Origin of the sequence: Streptomyces decoyicus (genome assembly GCF_019880305.1) — a bacterium.
Lineage (GTDB): Bacteria > Actinomycetota > Actinomycetes > Streptomycetales > Streptomycetaceae > Streptomyces > Streptomyces decoyicus.
In genome coordinates this window covers 7,371,271-7,391,709 of record NZ_CP082301.1, presented here as the reverse complement: position 1 = coordinate 7,391,709, position 20,439 = coordinate 7,371,271, and the positions used below count along the sequence as shown (strand labels likewise).

Here is a 20,439-nt window from a genome sequence, read left to right as displayed (position 1 = left end):
TGCAGACTAGTACTCAGTCATAGATCATCTCTATGATGCTTCTCCCGCCGCAGTCTCGATCAACACGCCAGCGCACTCGCCCTTCGGGCGCCCCTGTCTGATCCGCACAGAGACCGAGGACCTGTCACCCCTTCACGCGGTGGCGGGCCCTTTCGCGCTCATGGAACAGGAGCCCAACTCCGAGCAGGTCGCCTCGAGCCGGCAAGGTCTTTCTCCGAGCGGTCCATGGAGCCGAGGTGACCGTGCCCCCCTCGGGTGACGTTGCAGAAGCAGACCTGTCCGGCATGATGCTCCCTTCAGCTATGAACCGAGGGGGCACCACCGATGAGAAATGATGAAGTCGCGGGCCTGACGAACTTCCTCCAGGCTCGTATTGACGAGGACGAAGCTGCAGCACAGGCCGTGAAGCCCGGCGCGGCCGAGGACACCGCAGGGCTGAAGGCCCGGGTTCTCGCCGATGTCGCCGCCAAACGAGGTGTCCTGGGCTTCGTGGAGCGGATGCAGCAGGACGCAGAACACGACGACTTCATGGTTCACGGTCCCGCCATGATTGCGCTCTCTGCGACTGCGTTCCCGCTCCGCCACCTTGTTGCGGCATACGCCGCACACCCCGACTTCCGGCCTGAGTGGGAGTCGAACGAGGAGGAAGCCGGGCCGGACCAGAGGCTCAGTCGCTCCGTCCGGGCATAGGTCGCAGGGCTCACTGAGAGATCGAGGCCCGTCATTGCTTCACGCGGTGGCGGGCCTTCATTCTCCGGGCGCCCTCGGCCGGCACTCGCCGGCGGAACGGCTCGTTCGGCCAGGTCGCGTCAAGCGCGGCCGAGGAGTTCCTGGCGCCGGGCCAGCGTCCAGGCACACCAGTCGTCACGGTGAGTGGGCAGCCTCCCGTCGTCACCCATGTCATTGCCTTCGCCCCCGCGGTCTCCCCCGTCGCGGATGGCGAGGTGAAGGGCAAGTTCCTCGGCCGCCAGCGGCCCAGGAGAACTGGCGGCGCCACTGGAGGTCGGCGACGAAGGCCAGCTTCGGGTGACAGGCGAACACTCCCCAGTGGCCGTCGTGCTCGTCCGGCACTACGGGCCTGTCACCGAGTTCCTCGCGGGTGACATCCTCCCAGGCGTACGTCGCTGCCGGGACCGCTCGCCCGGCCCTGCCCAGAGCTGGGGCTCTCTCACTTGGTGCGGCCGGACATCACTCCCACTGTGACGGCAGACGCAGACCTACCCGATGAACGACAGACGGACCTGACGGTTTACATGTCGCGATTTGTATCCGCGAAGCTCTGTTAAGGCGTCCGTCAAGGCACCCGATCGCGCCCTTCACGTGATATGTCATCGTGAATCACGTCAGGGCGGACGAGAGCGAGAGAACTTGCAGGTCATGGCCCACTTTTCGACCAGGCCCCGCAAAGGTGTGGCGGCAGCACAACCCCAGGATCCGACTTGGAGCAGATTCATCGCCGCTCCAGATACGGCGCCAGGTGGTGTAGGCGCGTGTAGTAGTCAGGGTGCGAGGACAGGAGCTTGCCCGAAAAACTCCGCCTACCGCCGCGAGCGGCGGTTCTCGGGTCAATCGCAACCGTCTTGCCGCACCCGGAAAGAGCGGAAGTCGTCGCATGGCCGCCCTCCCCTTCCGCCGCCTGCATCATGTGCAACACCTCGGCGAGCATCGGCCCGAATCCAGCCGCTACCGCATGGTGATCCGCCCTCAGTTCGGTCCGACGGGTCACGGCGGCGAGGAGATACGGAGTGGCCACCAGCGTCAGGGTGAGGAACCAGTACTCCCATGCGACCGCCAGCACGATTGCGCCTACCGCAAGAAGCAGCACTGCACCCCAGAGGCTCATGCGCCTACGGCCCACGACGGTGACGAGCCGGATCAGCCTCCGCACAGCGGCCCACGCAAACCGCCCCGGAACCGCATACCACTGCCCCAGGATCAAGGACCACGCGTGACCGCGGACGTGGTGCCCCAGCTCATGAGCGAGGACGGCGGCCAGCTGACCATCAGACAGACGCTCCAGTGAAAACCGGGTGACGCCCACGATGTGACCCGCCGCGGCCAGGGCGTTGAGGTGATCGCTGTCCTCGATCCACAGCTCGTAGGCGCGGCCCTCTACACCCGTCCGCGCCGTCACCTCCCGCCACAGCGGTTCCAGCCGATTCAACTCCCTCGAAGTGGGGTGACGGAGGTTCAGCAGATGACGGGCCAGGGCTCTCTCGGTGGGTCGGTGAAACGCCATGGCACCTGAAGCGAGCCAGAGCAGGACCCCCAACCAGTCCATGCCGGGGAACAGGAGGTGGGAGAGTGTCGCCACGATCACCAGGCTGACGAGGAACGAGGGCAGCTGCAGCAGCAGTTGGCCCGCAGCCGTGGCGTCGATGCCCCGCTGCCGTTTAGCGAGGTGCACACGCCCACGGCGGCCGAGACCCTCCTGCGGCGCGCGCTTCTCGGAACCGGACCGCTGTTCCGGCTTCCCGGCGGGGTGAGCGGCCTCGGACGCCGTCGCGCTGCCCGGGTAGGGCGGTGCAGGCGGAATTGTTGCGTCCGGACAGCACGGGCAGGGAAAGGGAACAGCAGCCGGATAAGCCGGAGCTTCGGGCAGGGTAATGCGGCCGGGGTGGGCGGAGTCGAAGGGGGTGGTCATGAGAGATTCCTGTCTCGGCATACGGCCGGATCATGACGACGCGGTAAGAAGCATGCTGTCGCGGTGCGTTCAGCCGCCGAGCCCCGCGATGGGCAGAAGCACCACGCCCGCGCAGTAGGCAGCCAGACCGGCGCGGATCCACCGGTGTTTGGCACCGACGATGCGGCTGTTCTGGGCCAGCGCCTCCAGTACTCCGTCGGCCTGGTGTGCCTCGGTGACGGCGAGGGCCTCGGCGAGCCGGCCGCACTCCGCGGCACGGCGGATGTCGTCGAAGTACGTCAACGGCCGCCCCGGAGACCACCGGCTGGTGCCGTATCGGGGCAGGACGGCGAGGAGCAGGCATCCCAGTGCGCCGGCCAGAGCAGCCATGGCCACCCACAACAGCACGCTCCCCGGGGCGGAGAGCCCGGATAATGACCATCCTCGAGCCGCGAGCAGTCCACCGAGCAGGCTCACCGTCATGCTCATGGCCCCCAGAAGCAGCGACGCCTTGCTGTCCGCACGAGCTGTCTCGGAGCGCAGCTCCGTGAGCAGCCGGGCTCCCACCGTCGGAATGTGCACACCATCACTGCTCATCGCCCCTCCTCGGTGCTGTCGGCGGACGACCCGTCCCGCTGCTTGTGGAAATGCACCGGAGTGCCGGGGGGCCCGGCCCAGGGCAGGGAGCCCGATGCGGAGGGAGCAGAATCGATACCGGGCAAGTTACGTGCGAGGAGCCCCTCCAGAATCTCCACGGCCTGCTTGTTCAGTCCCGCACGCTGGTAGTCCTCCGGATTCCCTTCCTTCAGCACCTGCAGGGCGACCTCTGACTGGCTCCGGATCAGCTGCAGCTGGTCCCTCTGCAGGTTCTCCATGACCAGCCGGGAATCCTCCGGGTGCTGTGCCAGGTGCAGGGCCCACATCGCCACGCCGCCGTGCTGGAGGTAGTACTCGTAGTAGTCGACCTTCTTCGCCTCCAGCTCCCTGGCTTCCTCCTCCTGACGACCCTGCAGCATGACCAGTTCGTGATCGTGCCGGGCCTGCTCCACATGCCGCTCCGCCCTGAGCCGGTCTTCCCGCATCGCCACGTCGTGCGACAGTCCCAGCTGTTCGTCGCTGTACCGGATCCGGCGGAGCTCCCGCTGGTGGCCGATCGCCGCGTCGTCCAGCCTGAGCCGCACGGCGTACGACGTGCGCAGCCCCGCCTCCTCCCCCACATCGCCCGCTCTGGCGAGGACTTGGTACACGGCGCGTTCGGCGTCCGCGCTCCGGTCGAGCTGGAAACCGCGGCTGACCGGGTACATCAGCTGTTCCAGCCGGCGCCTCAGGAGAGCGGGCACGTCCCGTTCTCCGCTGGCCACGAACCGTTGCGGCCGGGATACCTGCCACGTCAGCTCGACCTCGGCGGTGAAGTCGAAGGCATCGTTGTCGCTGGGCAACAGCAGGGACACGGTGCAGGCGTGCACCCCCATGTCGACTTCGTAGACCGCGGTGTACCGCGTCGCGGTGAACAGGGAGCGCGTCGGCCGGTGGGGCGGCAGGTAGACCTCGAACTCCCCTTTGTCCATGGTGAATACCAACGCGTTGTCGATCCGGCTGTATCCCCTGCGGTGGTCGAACCGGGACAACTGGCGCACGGTCAATACCGGGTCGACCAGCTCGCTGTGCCGGTCTGCGCCCTGGTGCCAGTCGGGTTCGCGACGGAGGTCCGCCATGGTTCCTCTCTCCTCACTCAGTGGTGTTCCGAAACTTCGCGGCCCGTGACCGCAGACGAGAGGCGGCACCTCACAGCACGCCCCGCAGACGGTTGGCCACCGCGGGTGGGGCATCCGCACTCCCGCGGCGACCACGCAGGGTCAGGAGCATGTGATCGAGGCGCTTTCGGTCCTCGTCGGAGCCGACCAGCGTCGGAAGCAGCATCGCCAGCTCCCGCTCGGCCTGCGGATCGCCGTCCGCCTCACGAGCCCAGCCGGCCAGCGCCTTCAACGCATCGGCGGTGTACCCCAGATCGCCCAAGGCTGTCCGCCACAGCAGGGACAGCTGCTGCGCCTCCTCGGCCGGGCCCGCTGAGGCGGCAGCCGCGTACCACCGCAGCATCAGTCTGCCGTCGGCGCGGGTGCAGGCCAGGACGAATGCGTGCAGCGCCAGTCGGCGGCCGGAAGGCCCGTCCCGGAGGATGTCGAGCAGGCCCCGCAGCAGCCGGCTGCGCACCGGCGCCGATTCGTCGCTCAGCAGCAGCGCGGCGGACTCGGCGATGTGCTGCGCCTCCTGCTCGTCGTCCCCGGTGCGAGCGGCTTCCGCCAACGCCTTCAGCGCTTCGTCGGGCATCCTGGCGCCCACCAGGGCGTAGGCCCGGATGGCTGTCCAGCGAAGCCGTGGTCCGGCCTCCTCGTCGCACCAGGAGCGGAGGATCTGCGGGATGTTCGGCGCACCGATGGCATGCGCCGTCGCGAGGGCGTTGGCGGCGACGAGGCAGTCGCGATACACCTTCGACTTCGCCCAGCCCTCGATGAGCAGTGCCATCGCCGACGGCAGGTCGGTCTGGGCGAGCACCGCGGCCGTCACCGCGGCGCGGGTGCGTACCAACGGCCGGCCGTCCTGTGCGAGCTTCCGGAGCCACGCGAGCAGAGCAGGCCGCGCGGAGGGGTGACTCGTCCAGACCTCGCGGAGGACCTCGACAGCTGCTCTGGGCTCCTGGAATCGGGCCATGCGCTGGAACACGGGGCCCCACTCGGTGTGCTCCTCCTTCCGGTACTCGACGGCTCGGGCCAGTCGCAGGCGTTTGGTGATGGACGTCCCGAAGATGCCGACCTGGGGCTCCCTCCCGGCGTCCTCGGTTCTCTGGAACTCTGCGTACAGGGTGTCGCTGAGCTCCGCGGTCAGGGCGTAGGCGGCTTCGTCGAACGCCGCCAGGGAGATGAGGAAAGCCCTGTCCCGGAGAAGGGTCTCGTCGTCCCCGAACCATTCCCTGACCTGCTCGCGGACCAGCTCCGGGCCGACGCCCGCCAGCTTCTCCCGGGTGATCGTGCCGTCCGCGTGCCCGGCCAGGGCCTTCGCGAACTGTGCCGCCTCCCGCAGCTGGTGGTCGTCCCGGTCGAGGAACTCCCGGGAGAGATCCAGCGCCAGCAGCTCGCGCTCCCTCGGCGGGTCATCCACCAGGGCGTGCAGATGTGACCGGAGCACCGCCTGAGGCGACGGCGGTTGCCACGAGACGGCGTCGACGCCCCGCAGGATCGCGAGCAGGTCGACGGTGATGACCAGATAGGCACCCTTCTTCCGGAGAACGTCCCGCACGGCCCACAGGTCGATGTCGCGCAGCGGGTTCTCCCTGCCCGTCACCAGATCGCTGACGAGGTAGCCGTGCTGATCGCCGTTGACCTCGTCCATCAGCGCGGTCGGCCGGGTGTTGGGGTCGATGGCGCGTACGGGCACGGCATCCAGGGAGCGCAACAGCATCAGGGCGGCGCTGCGACGGCCGGTGAAGGGCGCGCCGTACAGCACGAGGACCCGCTCCTCCCGCAGCCGGTCGCGCAGGAGGTGCACGAGTTCCTCGTATCCGGCGAACTCCTGTGCCAGCTGGTCGAGTTCGGCAGGGGGAATGTTTCCGGAGATGTGGGTGGTAGCGCCGAAGCGGTAGTGGTGCTCCACCTTCGTGCCGAGGACAACGTCGCCTCCTACGCTGCCCCCGCTGACCCCGGTCTGATCGCCGCCGACGAGGCTGCCGCCGACGGCGGCCGGGACGTGTTCGTACAGATCACGCCGGGCCGCCCAGGGGTCCTGCGGGCGGTCATCCTCCGTTTCAGTGTGCTCGTCGTTCGTCTGCTCCTGTTTGCCGTCCGCCGGGTCGGTGTCGTCCTGAGGACGGTCCGATGGCTTGTCGCCGGGCTGCTCGCTCATGCCTGCTCGCTCCGGCCCTCATGCCGGACCGTCCCCATGATCACGTCGCCCGAGACATGGCCGCCGCTGACCCCGGTCTGACCGCCGTTGACCTGGCTGCCGCCGACCGACACCGTTCCGCCGTTGAAGGCGAATGCCGCCCCACTGCTCGAAGGCGCCCCGGCAGGTGCCGCCGGAGACTGCCCGGCGGCACCCTCATGCGCACCCCTGCCGCCGCGCCCGGCGGACGCCGGCTCCGGTACAGGGGTGGTGGTGCCGTCCGGCAGCGACCCATGCAACCACAGGTCGAGCCGGTCCTTCTTCACGGACACCGCCGCGTGGTGGAACTCCTCCGGGCGCAGTCCGCGGTGTCCGTGGCGAACCACGCCTTCGTAGACGGGGGCCGACACCCCCAGCACACAGTCCGCTTCCTGCCGCGCGAGCGCTTCGCGCAGGGCGTCGGCATCGAGCAGCCGGCAGGACTGGTTGAGGTCGTGGCCGACGAGCCCTCCCACCGTGCCCTGCTTCGGGTCGAAGGCGACCTCTCCTGCGGCCAGTACCATCCGCAGCCGCATCTGCGCACTGCTCGATGCCAGCCGATTGTACTGGCACAACGCATCCGGGATGGTCGTCAACAGGGCCCGAAGCAGCACCGTTTTCGGGATGTCGGCACTGACCAGCACGATCAGACCGTCCCCGCGGTCCTCTCGGTACTGCATGTTCCGCTCGACACCCGCCGCGGCCAGAGTGTCCTCCACCACGTTGTGCAGTTCCCGGCGCAGGCAGGCCTGCACCACATCGTCCCGTCGGCTGAAGTCCTCGATGTCCAGCAGCAGAATGGTGCGGTTGACGGGTTCCGTCAGGACCAGGGTCATGGGTGCCTCTCGGACGGTCGGGCTCGGTCCGGAGCACTATCTCGTGGGGGTCTGACAATGGAGAAGGAACACCTGCACACAGCGTCTGTAACCGATGGCACACAACTCGCCCCGGTTGCATGACCGTCAGCTATTCGCCGCCCGCTATCCGGCGCAGCTGGTCCGGGCGGACGATGACCAGTCCCCTGCGGCTGGTCCGGACGACGTCGCGTTCTCTCAGTTCCTTCAGAAGCCTGGCCACCGCCTCGCGAGAGGCTCCGACCGCGCCTGCCAGCTCGTGCTGGCTGAGGCCGCTGGTCAGGCGCACTCCCTCCGCATCCTGCACCCCGTGTGTGCGCGACAGCTCCAGAAGCAAGAGCGACAACCGCTCACGGACTCCGAGTGCGCCTTGCTCCACGCGTCGCCGGTCACTGGCCTGTGTCCGGTCTCCGATAAGGCTGAGCAGTTGGAGGGACGAGGCCGGGAATTCCGCAAGATGGCCCAGGAACCGGCCACGCTCAATCGTGACGGCCTCGACCTTCCCCAGCGCGGTAACCGTCGCCGAGCGCGGGCGGCCGCTGACTGCGGAGGCCTCCCCGACGACGTCGCCCGGACCCCGCAGGGCAAGCAGCGCTTCGTAACCATTGGCGGTGGAGCGGGTGACCTTGGTCCAGCCGGCGAGGATGACCACCACGTGGGTGGACGGTTCGTCCTGACGCACCAGTACAGACCGCGGGCTGTACTTCATGGGTCGGCCCAGCTCCAGCAGCGCGACACGTTCCTGCTGCTCCAACCGGGCCAGGAACGGAACTTGGTCGTCGAGCCTGCCGGTTCGTGACGGCGCCATGGGCCTGCACGACGCGGAAACGGCCGCTGCTCCCTGCTGCCCTGACACAGGGCCGACCACGCCGTCGGTTTCCACCCGCATGCCCCCAAGTCCAGTTCGCTGGCATTTCAGCGAAGCCTTCCCCTCACGCTGTGCATCCAGCCTATGACACACGGACCAGCGCACCCCAGTTGCGCGCTTCCTCCGGGTGCCGCCACAGCCCTACATCTGGGAAGGCGTGACACCGTCGACGTCGACCCCACCGAACGAACCGGCGCGGCGGGCACCCGGCCCTGCGCAGCCCTGTCTCCCGGGAGCGCGCGAGAGTCGGCAACCGAACCAGGCCTGGCAGGGACGACCGGCTCCAGGTCACCCCAGGAAGCTCACCCGTACCTGCCGGTGCGGATTATCCACGTTTGTATCCACCAAACAGATGGACTGCCAGGTGCCGAGGGCCAGTCGGCCCGCGACGACCGGGAGGGTGGCGTGGGGTGGGACGAGGGCGGGGAGGACGTGGTCGCGGCCGTGGCCGGGGCTGCCGTGGCGGTGGCGCCAGCGGTTGTCGGCGGGGAGGAGGTCGTGCAGGGCGGCCAGGAGGTCTTCGTCGCTGCCTGCGCCGGTTTCCAGTACGGCGATGCCGGCGGTCGCATGGGGGACGAAAATGTTCAGCAGGCCGTCGCGTCCGTCTGCTGCCTCTCGCAGGAAGGCCGCGCAGTCGGCGGTGAGGTCGGCAACGGTCTCCGTCGAGCCCGTGGTGATGTCAAGGGTGCGGGTGGTGAATGCGGTGCTCATGCCTCCATTTTGGTACGGAGAACCTGCCCTGGTTTGCAACCCCGCGGGCGTCGCCCGCAATGCTGCCTCAATGCTGCGGCAACAAAGGTCCACCAGCCGAGATGACGTTTGACCCCTCTCGCGGCGCACCGCTACGTTCAGCGACATGTCTACATCAGCCCTGCTCACCACGCGCGGTCACATCGACCTGCTGCGGGTGGCCTCTGCCGCGTGTCGCCGCGGCGGCTGTTGTTGATCATGATGCCGCGTTGCTGTTGATGCCGTTGCGGCGCCGTTGTCGTCGTCGTTACTGAGCCCATTGCTGAGCCCGTTGCTGAGGCCGTTCCAGGTTTCGTGCGCGTTGCGGGACTCCTCGTCGGTTTGCTTGCGGCTCTTCGCGGCTGTTTCGAGGCTTCGGCTTTCTGGTCTGGCTCTGGCTGCCTTTCGGGGTTTTTCAGGGGCTGTCGTGGCTCGATTCGGGTTCGTTCGTGGTCGGTGTGCCGAATTCCGGTCGGTCTTCCGCTTGCCCGGTCGGCTTGACCGGTTTGCCTCCTTGTCGTTCTGGCGCTTTGTCGCTTGTCGGTGCCTCTGCCGGGCTGACGTCGCCTGTGCGCTGTGGCGTCGGGCATCGGGCGACGGGCGTCCGTGCGTGTCGTTGGCTTCCGTTCCCCCGCCTCGCTGCCCCCGGCTCCGCTGTTCTCCAGCCCCCTCACCTGCCCCGCTGTTCTCGCCTTCCTCCCCCTCACCTCCCCGTGGAGCATTTATGACTCTCGATCAGGCCGTGGCCCGCGACGCGCCACCCGGTCTCGCTGCTGATGCAGAGCAACCGTCCCTTGCGAAGGGCGGCGTGGAGGCAGCGGTGACATCCGCTTCCGGCGCTGAGGGGCCGGAGCTTGCTCGCGTGGTTCCGGTTTCCGGGCGCCGGTGGTCGGTGCCGCGGTGGTTGCGTCGTACGGTGGGGCCCCTCGCGCTGCTGGTGTTGTGGCAGGTGCTCAGTGCGGGCGGTGTGCTGGAGGCCGACATTCTGGCGTCGCCCGGGACCATCGCTGCCACCGCCGGGGACCTGGTTGCGGACGGCACGCTGCCGTCGGCGATGTTGGTTTCGCTCCAACGGGTCGCGGTCGGACTGTTGTTGGGTGGCGTGACCGGCGTGGCGCTGGCGCTCGCGTCGGGGCTTTCACGGCTCGGCGAGGATCTGGTCGACGCGACGGTGCAGATGCTGCGGTCCGTCCCCTGGGTGGGGGTGATTCCGCTGTTCATCATCTGGCTGGGCATCGGCGAGGCGCCCAAGATTGCGTTGATCTCCTTGGGCGTTGCCTTCCATCTCTATCTGAATGTCTATGCCGGGATTCGTGGTGTGGATGCGCAGTTGGTGGAGGCCGGGACCTCGCTCGGGCTGAGCCGGTGGGGTCTGATCCGCCATGTGGTGCTGCCCGGCGCGCTGCCGGGTGCCATGACCGGGCTGCGTTATTCGCTCGCCACCGCATGGCTCGCGCTGGTCTTCGGCGAGCAGGTCAACGCCGACGACGGCCTCGGTTTTCTGATGAACCAGGCCAGGGAATTCTTCCGCACCGACGTGATCGTGGTGTGCCTCGTGGTCTACGCGATCCTCGGGCTCATCGCCGACTTTCTCGTTCGTACCCTCGAAAGGCTGCTGCTGCAATGGCGACCGACGTTCACAGGACAGTGACCGACACCCAGCACGAGGAGCGGCCGGGCTCCGCGGTCTCCGGTTCCGCCGTGCAGGTGGGCGGGCTGGTACGCGCCTTCGGCGACCGGGCCGTCATCGACGATCTCCAACTGTCCATCCGGCCGGGCGAGTTCGTGGCACTGCTCGGGCGCAGCGGCTGCGGCAAGTCGACCTTGCTGCGGGTGCTGGCCGGGCTCGACCGGGAGATCGAGGGCGAGGTACTGGTGCCGCGCCGCAAGGCCGTGGCGTTCCAGGCGCCACGGCTGATGCCCTGGAAGCGGGTCTGGCGGAATGTGCTGCTGGGGCTTCCGGGGCGGCCGGAACGCGACGCCGCCGTAAGGGCGTTGGAGGAGGTCGGGCTCGGCCATCGGGCGGACGCCTGGCCCAAGACGCTCTCCGGCGGGGAAGCCCAGCGGGCGTCGCTCGCCCGTGCGCTGGTGCGTGAACCGGATCTGCTGCTGCTCGACGAGCCGTTCGGTGCCCTCGATGCGCTGACCCGGATCAAGGCGCAGCGCCTGGTGTCCGAGCTGTGGCAGGAGCGTGGCTGCGCGGTGCTGCTGGTCACCCACGACGTGGAGGAGGCCCTGCTGCTGGCGGACCGGGCGCTGGTGATGGAGGGCGGCCGGATCGCGTACGAGACCACGGTGGACCTGCCCCGACCACGCGATATCTCCGATCCGCGCTTCGGCGCGTTGCGTGCCCGATTGCTCGACCGGCTCGGTGTGGAGGTCGCGGACGGCGGTGGAGGTTCCGAGGCGGATGCGGAGGGCGTGCCGGTGGCCGCTTCTCCCGGCGCGACCGAGGCCTCCCCTGCCGCGGTCTGACACCGCAGCGCATTGCGCGGCAGCACCTTCCGCGGCAGGCACCCCGGCACAGCAGCACCCCAGCGCCCCAGCGCCCCAGCGCCCACCTGACAACCGGTCCGCGTACCTGACTGCCGGCTCGCACCCATCCGCATCCCCCAGCCAGGTCAGCCCCCGATCCCGAGCCACCTGCTCACCCCCACCCACTCCCCGACCCCACGCCACCCCACCCCAGTCCCACCCCCAGAACGAAACGGACGCCCCATGAGAGCACGCCCTATCGCCCCAGCTGCCCTGTTGCTCCCGCTCACCCTGCTGCTGGCCGCCTGCGGTGGTTCGTCGGGGGCCTCGGGTGCCGGCGGGGGTGCCGGTAGCGGGACGGACGGCAAGGGGTCGCTGACCCTCAACGTCGGTGACCAGAAGGGTGGTTATGAGGCGTTGCTGCGGGCGGCCGGCGAGCTGGACGACCTTCCGTACAAGATCAAGTGGTCTACCTTCACCTCGGGGCCGCCGCTGTTGGAGGCGGTCAATGCCGGGGCCGTGGACGTCGGTGGGGTCGGCAACACCCCGCCCGTGTTCGCCGCCGCGGCGAAGTCGAAGATCAAGGTCATCGCCGGGACGCACAGCAGCTCGGACGGCGAGGCGGTCCTGGTGAAGAAGGGCTCACCCCTCAAGCGGCCGGCGCAGCTGAAGGGCAAGTCGATCGCCGTTGCCCAGGGCAGCTCCGCGCACTACCAGCTCATTGCCACGCTGAAGAAGGCCGGGCTGACGCCGAAGGACGTCACGCTCAACTACCTTCAGCCGGCCGATGCGCTCGCCGCTTTCACCCGGGGGAAGGTGGATGCCTGGGCGGTGTGGGACCCGTACACCTCGCAGGCCCTGGACCAGGCCGATGCCCGGGTGCTGACCAGCGGGCAGGGGGTCGTCAACGGACTGGGCTTCCAGGTCGCCGCGCCTGCCGCGTTGGACGACAAGAAGAAGTCGGCGGCGCTGAAGGACTACACGGACCGGGTGCGGCGGGCGCAGAACTGGGTGTTCAAGCACCCCGACGTCTGGTCGAAGGCCTGGGCGAAGGAGACCGGGCTGCCGGACAAGGTGGCGCTGGACGCGGTCAAGCGCACCCGGGGCACGGCGGTCGCGGTCGCCGTGGACAAGGACGCCATCGCCTCCGAGCAGCAGATCGTCGACTCGTTCGCGGCGCTGAAGCTGATTCCCCGCTCCTTCGACTTCGGGGAGTTCGTCGATCCCCGTTTCAACGGTGGCCTGCCGCCTTCGAGCACGGCGCCGCGTACCTATGGAAAGGCTCAGTGAGATGTCCGTACACCTGCACTGGTTTCTGCCGACCGGCGGCGACGGGCGGACCCTCGTCGACCGGCATGCCTACACCGACGGCGGCATCCGGCGGGACCGCATCACCCCGGTCAGCGGGGTACGGGCCCCCGACATCGAATATCTGGCCCAGATCGCCAAGGCTGCCGAGCAGTTGGGGTTCGAGGCGGTGCTCACGCCGACCGGTACGTGGTGCGAGGACGCCTGGCTGACCACGGTGGCGCTCACCCAGGTCACCGAGCGGCTGAAGTTCCTGGTCGCGTTCCGGCCAGGGGTGATCTCACCGGTGCTGGCGGCGCAGATGGCCGCGACCTATCAGCGGATCTCGCGTGGGCGCCTGCTGCTGAATGTGGTGACCGGGGGCGATTCGACCGAGCAGAAGCGGTTCGGCGATCATCTCGACCATGACCGCCGGTATGCCCGTACGGATGAGTTCCTACAGGTCGTACGGGGCGTGTGGGGCGGCAAGCCGTTCGACTTCCGGGGCGAGCACTATCAGGTCGAGGGCGGTCTGACGGCGCTGCCGCCGGACCCGCTGCCGCAGATCTTCTTCGGCGGCTCGTCCGCCGCCGCGGGGCCGGTCGCCGCCCGGAACGTGGATGTGTACCTCACCTGGGGCGAGCCGCCCGAGGAGGTCAAGCAGAAGATCGACTGGATTCGCGGGCTGGCGGAGAAGGAGGGGCGTACGGTCCGGTTCGGTATCCGGCTGCACACCATCTCCCGGGACTCCTCGAAGGAGGCCTGGGCGACCGCGGACCGGCTGCTCGACGACCTCGATCCGGAAACGGTCGCGGCCGCGCAACAGGCGCTGGGCAGGAGCGAGTCGGTGGGACAGCAGCGGATGCTGGCGCTGCACGGCGGCTCGCGCGACAAGCTGGAGATCTCGCCCAATCTGTGGGCGGGTGTCGGTCTGGTACGCGGCGGCGCCGGCACCGCGCTGGTGGGCAGCCATGCCGAGGTGGCAGACCGGATCGAGGAGTACCACTCACTGGGCATCGAGCACTTCGTTCTCTCCGGCTATCCGCACCTGGAGGAGGCGTACTGGTTCGGCGAGGGGGTACGGCCGGAGCTTGCCGCCCGTGGACTGCTGGCTGCGGGTCCCTCTCCGCTGGACGGCGTGCCGGCCGCCAATGGCCGACCGGCGTCCGCGCCGGGCGGTGCGCCGCTGCTGATCGCCGGCGGCCGCTGAGCGGGATCCGTGCGCTGCGCCCGGCAGTGGTTGCCGCCGGGCGGGATCTGTGGGGCGCCCCCGGCAGTCGTGGCCGGCGAGCGGGATCCGAAGATCGGCACGGGCCGGCCTGCCCGCGCCCCGCCGGGGCGGCGCCCCGCAGAACCGCAGCGCCGCGCGTTGCGCGTCGCGGAAGCCGGCCGCGTCCCCCGGGAAGAGATCCAACCCTCCCCGAGTTAGGTGAAACATGAACTACACCGGGGTGCGCGAGGTCGAGGTCGTGGTGATCGGTGCCGGGCAGGCCGGCCTGGCTGCCGCCTTTCATCTGCGGCGGGTCGGTGCGGTACCGGACCGGGACTTCGTGGTGCTCGATCACTCTCCGCGCCCCGGCGGGGCCTGGCAGTTCCGGTGGCCCACGCTGACGTACGACAAGGTGCACGGGATGCATGCGCTGCCGGGCATGGAGCTGTCCGGCGCCGACCCGCAGCGCCCGTCGTCCGAAGTGATCGGCGGGTACTTCGACAGCTACGAGCAGACCTTCGGGCTGCGGGTGCACCGGCCGGTGAGCGTGACGGCGGTGCGCGAGGGCGGCGGGGGTCCCCCGTGGACGAAGCCTGGCGGACGGACGGGGTCTGGTGGACGGACGGGGTCTGGTGGACGGACGGGGTCTGGTGGATGGACAGCGCCTGATGGGCGGACGGAGCCCGTCGGAGCCCTTGGGAGAGGACGTCTGCTGGTCGAGACGTCGGAGGGGGACTATGCGACGCGGGCGCTGATCAATGCCACCGGGACCTGGGACCGGCCGTTCTGGCCGCGGTTTCCCGGGCAGGAGACGTTCGGCGGCCGTCAGCTGCACAGTTCCCGCTACCCGGGGCCGGAGGACTTCCGCGATGCCCGGGTCGTGGTGGTGGGCGGCGGGACGTCGGCCGTTCAGCAACTGATGGAGATCGCGCCGGTCGCGGCCGCCACGACCTGGGTGACCCGCCGGCCGCCGGTGTTCCGCGAGGGGCCGTTCGGTGAGGCGCGGGGCCGGGCCGCGGTTGCCCTGGTGGAGGAGCGGGTCAGGCAGGGGCTGCCGCCGCGGAGCGTGGTGAGCGTGACCGGGCTGCCGATGACCGAGGCGATCCGGCAGGCCCGCGAGAGCGGCGTACTGGAGCGGCTGCCGCTCTTCGAACGCCTCACGCCCACGGGCGTGGTCTGGGACGACGGACGCGTCGTCGAGGCCGATGTGATCCTGTACGCGACGGGGTTCCGCGCCGCCATCGACCATCTCGCCCCGCTGCGGCTGCGCGAGCCGGGCGGCGGCATCCGGATGGACGGCACCCGCACGCTGCGTGATGCGCGGGTCCATCTCGTCGGTTACGGGCCGTCGGCGAGCACCATCGGCGCCAACCGCGCGGGCCGTGCCGCCGTCGGCGACATCCGCCGGCTGCTCGCCGAAGCCCCTCAACCGGCGGACGAGCAGGCGGGGTTGGCGGGCAGCCTCGCCTCGTAGGGCGGGCCCGCCCGCTCGACCGGGCGGCGGGCCCGACGTCCGGCAACGCCGACGAACCGTCCGCGCGGCGAGGCGTCGCGAGACCTCCCCGACCACGAGTCCTCTTCGCGTCCCGTACCCAGTCCTGTCTCGTACCCAGTCCTGTCCCGTACCCAGCCCCGTCCCGTACCCACCCCGGGCGCGTCTCGTATGCATCCCCGGCATGTCTCCGGACGGCTCCCCATGCGAACAAACGACCCCGGGCGCACCCGTTCCCCGGCAAGCATGATCGAAGAGGTGAGGGCTTCAATTGACTCATTGCGACCGGCAATGATGACGGGGCGCGAGCGGCGGGCTGCAGACCGTTACCGTGCCTCCGGCCGATACCCCTTGCTGGGCCGGAGAGTTGAGTCCCCCAACTTCAAGGAGAAGATTCCGATGGACATTCTCACCGCCCTCCTCGCCCACGTACTCCACCTCGTGGGTTGGCTCGTCTGACAGACCTCACTCCGAAGGCGCCGCCCCTCCCTGTCCCGGGACGGGCGGCGCCTTCATGTGCTCCACGGAGCTCGGTCCGCCGTGCTCGGTCCGCCGGACTCGGTCCGCCGGGCTCGGTCCCCGCGCCCCTCCTCGGGCTACCTCTCCAGCTTCTGCCGGGAGGTCTCCGGCAGCGTCAGATAGACGACGAACGAGACGAGGCAGAGCGCGGCCACGTACCAGGGGAAGAGGTCGGCGTGGCCGGCCTCCTTGAACCACGTGCCGACGTAGGGGGCGGTGCCGCCGAAGAGGGCGACGGTGAGCGAGTACGGGAAGCCGATGCCGGCGGCACGTACCCGCGCGGGGAACACTTCGGCGTTCACCGCCGCGGCGATCGCTGTGTAGCCGGTGAGCAGCACCATGCCCGCGCACTGCACCAGCAGCAGGGAGGCGAACGAGTCGGTCACCAGGTGCAGCAGCGGTACGGCCAGGACGGCGAAGCCCAGCGAGAAGCCGAGCAGCAGCGGTTTGCGGCCGATGCGGTCCGAGAGCATGCCGCCGAGCGGCTGGAGCAGGGCGAAGAAGGCGAGCGAGAGGGTGCCGACGGTGAGTGAATCGCCCTTGTCGAAGCCCGCGTTGACCTGTGCGTAGGTGGGCAGGTAGGTCGTCCACGTGTAGTAGGCGATGGTGCCGCCCGCGGTGATGCCGCAGATGAGCAGGGACTGCCGGGGATGGCGGCGCAGCGCCTCGAAGAGCCCCGGGCGGTCGGCCGCCTGCTGCGCTCGGGGAAGGGTCTCCTGGGCACCGCGCCGGATCCACAGACCCAGCAGGCTCAGCAGCGCACCGACGAGGAACGCCACCCGCCAGCCCCACTCACCCATCTGCTGTTCGGTGAGCAGCGCCGCGAGCAGCGCCGCCGTCCCGGAGGCAAGCAGCTGGCCGACGGTCGTGGACACGTACTGGAAGCTGGAGAACAGCCCCCGCCGGCCGGGCCCCGCCGATTCGACGAGGAAGGTCGTGGAGGCCGCGAACTCGCCGCCCACCGACAGGCCCTGTACCAGGCGTGCGACGACCAGGATGAGGGGCGCCAGTACTCCGGTGGCCGCGTAGGTGGGGGTGAGTGCCACCAGCAGGCTGCCGCCGCCCATCAGCAGGATGGTCAGGGTCAGTGCGGCCCGCCGGCCGCGGCGGTCGGCGAGCGCCCCCATCAGCAGTCCGCCGACCGGCCGCATGAAGAAGCCGACCGCGAAGACGGCGAAGGTGGAGAGCAGCGGCACCAGGGAGTTCCCCGCGCCCTCGGGGAAGATCTGCCCGGCGAAGTAGACCGCGAGGAAGGAGTACGCGTACCAGTCGTACCACTCGACGGCGTTGCCGATGGAGGCGGCGGCCAGCTGCCGCAGCCGTGACGGCGGGCGGACACCGTCCGGTGCCCGGTCCTCGGCTATGTATTCGGCACTCGACATGGTCCTCCGCTCCCGGTTCTTCTCCTTGGCCTGCTGCTGGGGCAGGATGATCCGACAGGTGATCATGTACCGCGGAAGCGGATGCCCGCCAGGGGCCGTGGCGGCCGAAAGGAGATGGCAACGTGCGTGTAGCACTGTTCGTCACCTGTATCAACGACATGCTCCATCCGCGGACGGGGCAGGCCGTGGTGGCGCTGCTGGAGCGGCTGGGGGTGGAGGTCGGTTTCCCCGCCGAGCAGAGCTGCTGCGGTCAGCCGCAGTACAACACCGGCTACCGGCATGCCACCGAGCCGTTGGTGCGCCGCTTCGACCGGGCGTTCCGGGACTACGAGTACGTGGTCACCCCGTCCGGCTCCTGCGCGGCGATGGTGCGCGACAACTACTCGCGGATCGGGGCGAAGGCGGCCGCCGAGGGGCGGGGCCGGGGACTCATCGACGCGGCGGCGGTCGCGGTGCCGAAGACGTACGAGCTCACCGAGTTTCTGGTGGATGTGCTGAAGGTGGAGGATGTCGGCGCCTATTACCCGCATACCGTCACCTATCACCCCACCTGCCACGGGCTGCGGATACTGGGGCTGGGCGACCGGCCGCGGCGACTGCTGGAGCACGTCAAGGGGCTGGAGCTGCGGGAGCTGCCGGGCGCCGAGGAGTGCTGCGGGTTCGGCGGCACCTTCGCGGTGAAGAACCCGGCCGTCTCGGCGGCGATGGGCGCCGACAAGGTCCGCAATGTCATCGGGACCGGCGCCGAGGCGGTCTGCGCGGTCGACAACTCCTGTCTGCTGCACATCGGCGGCACCCTCACCCGCCAGGGCTCGGCGGTCCGCCCGGTCCATATCGCCGAGATCCTGGCCAGTACGGAAGGGAGCGCGTGGTGAGCGGCACCTACCTGGGCATGCCGGCCTTCCCCCGGGCCGCTGAAATGTCCACCCGCGACACCCAGCTGCGCGCCAACCTCACCCACGCCACGCACACCATCCGTGACAAGCGGGCCAAGGCCGTTGCGGAGCTGGACGACTGGGCCCAGCTGCGGGCCGCGGGCGCCGCGCTGAAGGACCGTACGCTGCGCCATCTCGACCACTATCTGGAGCGGCTGGAGGCCGCGGTCACCGCCGCGGGCGGGCAGGTCCACTGGGCCGCGGACGCCGACGAGGCCAATCGGATCGTCACCCGGCTGGTACGGGAGACCGGCGAGACGGAGGTCGTCAAGGTCAAGTCGATGGCGACCCAGGAGATCGGGCTGAACGAGGCGCTGGCCGAGGCCGGTATCCGCGCGTACGAGACGGATCTGGCCGAGCTGATCGTGCAGCTCGGCCACGATCTGCCGTCGCACATCCTGGTCCCGGCGATCCATCGCAACCGCTCCGAGATCCGCGACATCTTCCGCCGGGAGATGGGCAGTTGGGGGCGTCCGGCACCCGAAGGGCTGACCGACTCCCCCGCCGAGCTGGCCGAGGCGGCGCGGCTGCATCTGCGGGAGAAGTTCCTGTCGGCGAAGGTCGGCATCTCCGGGGCCAACTTCATGGTCGCCGAGACCGGCACCCTGGTCGTCGTGGAGTCCGAGGGCAACGGCCGGATGTGTCTGACCCTCCCGGAGACGCTGATCTCCGTCGTCGGCATCGAGAAGGTGGTACCGAGCTGGCAGGACCTGGAGGTCTTTCTTCAGCTGCTGCCCCGTTCCTCCACCGCCGAGCGGATGAATCCGTACACCTCCATGTGGACGGGCACGACGGACGGAGACGGGCCGCGGACCTTCCATCTGGTGCTGCTCGACAACGGGCGCACCGACACCCTCGCCGACACCGTCGGGCGGCAGGCGCTGCGCTGTATCCGCTGCTCGGCCTGTCTGAACGTCTGCCCGGTGTACGAGCGGGCCGGCGGGCATGCGTACGGCTCGCCGTACCCCGGCCCGATCGGCGCCATCCTCACGCCGCAACTACGAGGCATGGAAGGCTCGTTGGAGGCTTCACTGCCGTATGCCTCGTCGCTGTGCGGGGCCTGCTACGAGGTGTGTCCGGTGGCCATCGACATCCCCGAGGTGCTGGTGCATCTGCGGGAGCGGGTCGTGGAGGGCGGGCCCGTCACCCGGGGCGGGGCGCGCACCGTCCTCAAACCGGCCAAGGGGCACGCCGCGGAGCGGGCCGCGATGCGCGCGGCGGCCTGGGCTTTCGACCACCCGGACGCGCTGCGCAGCGGAATGCGCCTGGCGGCCCGTACCCGTCGGCTGCATCCACAGCGGCTGCCGGGCCCGGGGCGCGCCTGGTCACGGACGCGCGATCTGCCTACGGTGCCGGCCGAGTCCTTCCGCGACTGGTGGCAGCGCACCCGCGGTACGGCATCGGAGCGCGGGATCTGGCCGGAGCACGGTACGTCGTCGGAGCAGCGAGGAGACGCCGAGTGAGCAGCCGGGACGTGGTGTTGGCGCGGGTGCGCCGGGCGCTGGCGGATGTGCCGCGCGGGGAGGGGCCGGGCGGTTTGCCGGTGGCGCGTGACTACCACCGGGTGCACGGGTCCCGTACGAGCGCGCAGAACGTCGATCTGCTCGCGGAGAATCTCGCGGACTACCGGGCGGTCGTGCACCGCACGGACGCCGAGGGGCTGCCGCGGCTGATCGGCCGGCTGCTGGCGGAGCGCGGGGCCCGGACGGTGCTGGTGCCGCCGGGTCTGGACGAGTCATGGACGGCCGGCAGCGACGTCACCCTCGTCGAGGACCGCGCATCGAGCACGCCCCGTGAACTCGACGCCGTGGACAGCGTGCTGACGGGCTGTGCGGTGGCCATTGCGGAGACCGGCACCCTGGTCCTGGACGCGGGCCCCGACCAGGGCAGACGCCGGATCACGCTGGTGCCGGACCATCATCTCTGTGTCGTCCGCGTCCCCGGCCAGGTGGTCGGCTCGGTGCCCGAGGCGCTGCCGCGGCTGGCGCCGGACCGCCCGCTCACCTGGATCTCCGGGCCGTCCGCAACCAGCGACATCGAACTCGACCGGGTGGAGGGGGTGCACGGGCCGCGGACCCTGGAGGTGATTCTGCTGGCAGCGGGGGCGGGGACGGGGACGGGGACGGGCTGAGCGAAGCAGCGGCCGGGGA

At 69.7% G+C, this 20,439-nt stretch carries 18 protein-coding genes; 10 read left to right on the top strand and 8 right to left on the bottom strand.

The genetic code is table 11. The features are described 5' to 3' along the window. Positions 1-324 precede the first annotated feature (324 nt). Positions 325-690, top strand: a complete 366-nt coding sequence (locus tag K7C20_RS32190) for a DUF6221 family protein (RefSeq protein ID WP_030077687.1) — start codon at positions 325-327, stop codon at positions 688-690. Between the two features lie 760 nt (positions 691-1,450). Here K7C20_RS32190 and K7C20_RS32185 read toward each other — a convergent pair. The 7 genes from K7C20_RS32185 to K7C20_RS32155 form a co-directional block, all read right to left on the bottom strand. Beyond that, positions 1,451-2,644, bottom strand: a complete 1,194-nt coding sequence (locus tag K7C20_RS32185) for a M48 family metalloprotease (protein WP_078953148.1) — start codon at positions 2,642-2,644, stop codon at positions 1,451-1,453. A 69-nt stretch (positions 2,645-2,713) separates the two neighbouring features. Continuing rightward, positions 2,714-3,220: a Pycsar system effector family protein gene (locus K7C20_RS32180; protein ID WP_048828950.1), complete on the bottom strand. Its 507-nt coding sequence runs from the start codon at positions 3,218-3,220 to the stop codon at positions 2,714-2,716. Beyond that, positions 3,217-4,338 carry a hypothetical protein gene (locus K7C20_RS32175; RefSeq protein ID WP_030077693.1) on the bottom strand — a complete coding sequence of 374 codons (1,122 nt, stop codon included), beginning with the start codon at positions 4,336-4,338 and terminating at the stop codon, positions 3,217-3,219. The genes K7C20_RS32180 and K7C20_RS32175 overlap by 4 nt, the downstream gene beginning before the upstream one ends. Positions 4,339-4,408: 70 nt before the next feature. Beyond that, positions 4,409-6,520, bottom strand: coding sequence for a hypothetical protein (locus tag K7C20_RS32170; protein WP_030077695.1), 2,112 nt, complete (start codon positions 6,518-6,520; stop codon positions 4,409-4,411). After that, the gene (locus K7C20_RS32165; RefSeq protein WP_053209152.1) at positions 6,517-7,374 is read right to left on the bottom strand and encodes an aromatic ring-opening dioxygenase LigA; all 858 of its coding nucleotides are present in this window, start codon (positions 7,372-7,374) and stop codon (positions 6,517-6,519) included. The genes K7C20_RS32170 and K7C20_RS32165 overlap by 4 nt, the downstream gene beginning before the upstream one ends. 130 nt (positions 7,375-7,504) lie before the next feature. Further along, a complete protein-coding gene (locus K7C20_RS32160; protein ID WP_030077700.1) occupies positions 7,505-8,200 on the bottom strand; it encodes a Crp/Fnr family transcriptional regulator in 696 nt (231 codons plus the stop codon). A gap of 348 nt (positions 8,201-8,548) precedes the next feature. Then, positions 8,549-8,971 (bottom strand): secondary thiamine-phosphate synthase enzyme YjbQ, encoded by a 423-nt coding sequence (locus K7C20_RS32155; protein WP_030077702.1) that lies wholly within the window; start codon positions 8,969-8,971, stop codon positions 8,549-8,551. Between the two features lie 145 nt (positions 8,972-9,116). Here K7C20_RS32155 and K7C20_RS39530 point away from each other — a divergent pair, with 145 nt between their 5' ends. The 6 genes from K7C20_RS39530 (at position 9,117) to K7C20_RS32130 (ending at position 15,435) form a co-directional block, all read left to right on the top strand. After that, the gene (locus K7C20_RS39530; protein WP_355780374.1) at positions 9,117-9,206 is read left to right on the top strand and encodes a putative leader peptide; all 90 of its coding nucleotides are present in this window, start codon (positions 9,117-9,119) and stop codon (positions 9,204-9,206) included. 507 nt (positions 9,207-9,713) lie between these two features. Continuing rightward, positions 9,714-10,640, top strand: a complete 927-nt coding sequence (locus K7C20_RS32150; RefSeq protein ID WP_245171110.1) for an ABC transporter permease — start codon at positions 9,714-9,716, stop codon at positions 10,638-10,640. Then, on the top strand, positions 10,613-11,464 hold the full coding sequence (locus K7C20_RS32145; RefSeq protein ID WP_030077706.1) for an ABC transporter ATP-binding protein: 852 nt from the start codon (positions 10,613-10,615) through the stop codon (positions 11,462-11,464). Before K7C20_RS32150 ends, K7C20_RS32145 begins: the two co-directional genes overlap by 28 nt. Positions 11,465-11,707: 243 nt before the next feature. Beyond that, on the top strand, positions 11,708-12,754 hold the full coding sequence (locus tag K7C20_RS32140) for an ABC transporter substrate-binding protein (protein ID WP_030077709.1): 1,047 nt from the start codon (positions 11,708-11,710) through the stop codon (positions 12,752-12,754). 1 nt (position 12,755) lies between these two features. Continuing rightward, on the top strand, positions 12,756-13,961 hold the full coding sequence (locus K7C20_RS32135; protein ID WP_053210438.1) for an LLM class flavin-dependent oxidoreductase: 1,206 nt from the start codon (positions 12,756-12,758) through the stop codon (positions 13,959-13,961). A 226-nt stretch (positions 13,962-14,187) separates the two neighbouring features. Next, positions 14,188-15,435, top strand: a complete 1,248-nt coding sequence (locus K7C20_RS32130) for an NAD(P)-binding domain-containing protein (RefSeq protein WP_053210437.1) — start codon at positions 14,188-14,190, stop codon at positions 15,433-15,435. Positions 15,436-16,049: 614 nt separating this feature from the next. Here the strand turns inward: K7C20_RS32130 and K7C20_RS32125 are convergent. Beyond that, complete coding sequence (locus K7C20_RS32125; protein WP_053210440.1) at positions 16,050-17,354, bottom strand: MFS transporter; 1,305 nt, start codon at positions 17,352-17,354, stop codon at positions 16,050-16,052. A gap of 122 nt (positions 17,355-17,476) precedes the next feature. Between K7C20_RS32125 and K7C20_RS32120 the strand changes: the two genes are divergently transcribed. Genes K7C20_RS32120 through K7C20_RS32110 form a run of 3 tightly spaced genes read left to right on the top strand, consistent with a single transcriptional unit; the run spans position 17,477 to position 20,420 of the window. Next, positions 17,477-18,229, top strand: coding sequence for a (Fe-S)-binding protein (locus K7C20_RS32120; RefSeq protein ID WP_053210436.1), 753 nt, complete (start codon positions 17,477-17,479; stop codon positions 18,227-18,229). Beyond that, positions 18,226-19,752, top strand: a complete 1,527-nt coding sequence (locus K7C20_RS32115; protein WP_030077723.1) for a lactate utilization protein B — start codon at positions 18,226-18,228, stop codon at positions 19,750-19,752. Before K7C20_RS32120 ends, K7C20_RS32115 begins: the two co-directional genes overlap by 4 nt. Next, positions 19,749-20,420, top strand: coding sequence for a LutC/YkgG family protein (locus K7C20_RS32110; RefSeq protein WP_030077725.1), 672 nt, complete (start codon positions 19,749-19,751; stop codon positions 20,418-20,420). The genes K7C20_RS32115 and K7C20_RS32110 overlap by 4 nt, the downstream gene beginning before the upstream one ends. Positions 20,421-20,439: the final 19 nt, after the last annotated feature.